This window comes from Dietzia sp. B44 (genome assembly GCF_014145245.1).
Lineage (GTDB): Bacteria > Actinomycetota > Actinomycetes > Mycobacteriales > Mycobacteriaceae > Dietzia > Dietzia natronolimnaea.
Window position 1 is genome coordinate 1 of sequence record NZ_JAALEF010000203.1, and the last position, 2,200, is coordinate 2,200.

Annotated in this window: 3 protein-coding genes and 1 pseudogene; 2 read left to right on the forward strand and 2 right to left on the reverse strand. The window is 71.5% G+C overall.

Translation table 11 applies throughout. The annotated features are described in order from the left end of the window. The coding region (locus G6017_RS07510; RefSeq protein ID WP_524536256.1) for an HhH-GPD family protein at nt 1-451 on the reverse strand (451 nt) is incomplete at its 3' end. Between the two features lie 38 nt (nt 452-489). Between G6017_RS07510 and G6017_RS07515 the strand changes: the two genes are divergently transcribed. Further along, on the forward strand, nt 490-1,143 hold the full coding sequence (locus G6017_RS07515) for a carbonic anhydrase (RefSeq protein ID WP_182610831.1): 654 nt from the start codon (nt 490-492) through the stop codon (nt 1,141-1,143). A 56-nt stretch (nt 1,144-1,199) separates the two neighbouring features. Continuing rightward, nucleotides 1,200-1,850 (forward strand): hypothetical protein, encoded by a 651-nt coding sequence (locus G6017_RS07520; RefSeq protein WP_182610832.1) that lies wholly within the window; start codon nt 1,200-1,202, stop codon nt 1,848-1,850. Nucleotides 1,851-1,906: 56 nt separating this feature from the next. Here G6017_RS07520 and G6017_RS07525 read toward each other — a convergent pair. After that, nucleotides 1,907-2,200 (reverse strand): annotated as a pseudogene (locus G6017_RS07525) (DNA integrity scanning diadenylate cyclase DisA); the annotation flags it as partial.

The following is a 2,200-nucleotide window of genomic DNA, read 5'->3' on the forward strand; positions in this document are numbered from 1 at the left end:
CCCCGCCCACCGCGCGTGCGACCACCCGTCGCACGTTGGTGTCGACCACCGGGACGCGCTGCCCGTGGGCGAAACACGCCACCGCGCGGGCGGTGTAGTCACCGACGCCCGGCAGCGCGAGAAGGGCCTCGACGTCGGTGGGGACCTCGCCGCCGTGTCGATCGACGACGACGAGGGCACACTCCTGCAGTCGGAGGGCGCGGCGGGGATAGCCGAGCTTGCCCCACATCCGGATCACCTCGGCGGGGGATGCCTCGGCGAGCTCGGCCGGGCCGGGCCACCGCTCGAGCCACGCCCGCCAGACCGGTTCCACCCGCGCCACGGGGGTCTGCTGGCTCATGACCTCGCAGAGCAGGATCTCCCACGCGCCGACACCCGGGCCGCGCCAGGGCAGGGGACGACCCGCACGGTCGAACCAGGACAGCAGGGCGGAGGGGTCGAGAGAGGTCACCGTGCCTCCCCGGGAGCGGGGTGTGCACAATATGAGTCATGCCTCATACCGATCCCATCAAGGCCTGGGCCTCCCTCCGCGACGGTAATCATCGATTCGTCGAGGGCGAGATGCGTCATCCCGGTCAGAATACCGAGCACAGGGAGACGCTCGTCGCCGCCCAGCACCCCAAGGCCGTGCTGTTCGGGTGCTCGGACTCGCGGGTGGCGGCCGAGATCATCTTCGACCAGGGTCTCGGGGACCTCTTCGTGATCCGCACCGCCGGCCACATCAGCGACTCGGCGGTGCTCGGGTCGATCGAGTACGCGGTCCACGTCCTGGAGACCCCGCTGATCGTGGTGCTCGGTCACGACAGCTGTGGCGCCGTCAAGGCCACGGTCGATGCGCTCAACACCGGTGAGATCCCGCCCGGGTTCCTGCGTGACGTGGTGGAGAAGGTCTCACCGTCGATCCTCAACGGGCGCCGCGAGGGTCTGAGCACCATCGACGATTTCGAGGCGCGCCACGTCCTCGAGACCGGCGAGCTCCTGCAGCAGCGCTCCAAGATCATCAGCGACCGGATCGACGCGGGGCGGCTCGCGATCGTCGGTGTGACCTACAAGCTCTCGGACGGGCGCGCGTATCTGCGCAGCGCGCTGGGGGAGGTCGAGGACACCCCCCACGGTCCGGGTGAGGAGATGATCGCGGTCTAGGGACACGCCGCGAGGGGGCTCCGGTGCGGCGCCCCCTCGGCCCTAGAGTTGGGCCCGTGCACGAACCCCAGGGCTCCCTACCGCGCGAAGTCTATGTGCGGCGCCGCGTCGCAGCCGTCGCCATCGCGGTCGTCGCCGTCCTGGCCGTGGTGCTGGCGCTGTTCCTGGCCTCCCGGGACAGCGGGACGGACACGCAGGATTCGGCGGCGGGTGGCGAGGTCGACTCGGCCGAGGCGGCCACCACCTCGGAGACCACGACGACCGAGACCACCGCCCGGGACGACGGCGGTGCCTCGCGGGGCCGGTGCGCGGACGAGGACCTGAGTCTGGAGGTCTGGTCCGCCGAGCCCAACGTCCCGGTCGGCGAGGATGTCCGGTTCTTCGTCAACATCCTCAACACCTCGGACACGACGTGCGACCGCGACCTCTCCGAGGCGCCGCTGTCTTTCGAGGTCTACCGCCTGGACACGAACGTCAAGGTGTGGTCGAGCATCGACTGCACCACCCCCCGCGAGGACGACGAGGTCGACCTCCGCCCCGGTGAGCCCGAGCCCCGCCAGATCGACTGGACCGGCCGCCGGTCCGCGGAGGGCGCCTGCTCGGAGGCCGATCGGACCCCGGTCGAGGTGGGCGCCTACCAGGTCTACGCGCTGGTCGGGAACGTCTTCAGTCCGGCGGCCACCTTCAACGTGGTCGAGGGCGACTGACCGTCCGAGCTGGCGGGTACGACTGACAGCTGCGGCAGGCGCCCGGACGCCGCCCCCTAGGTCGACCCCAGTCCGGTGAGCCACTGGCGCACGTGCCGGGCCCACAGGGCGCCCACACCCTCCACGTCCGCGAAGTCCGTCTGTTCGGCCGCCAGCAGCGCGGGGACCGAGCCGAACCGTTCCACCAGGGCGGAGATCTGCACGGGCCGGAGTCTGGGGATGTGGGCGAGCATCCGGTGCCCCCGTGCGGTGACGTGCTCGTCGAGGTCCTCCGGCTCCGCGGGCAGCCCCAGACAGCGCGCGACGGGGCCGGGCAGGAGCAGGTCGGCGTCGGTCAGGGCGGCCAGCCG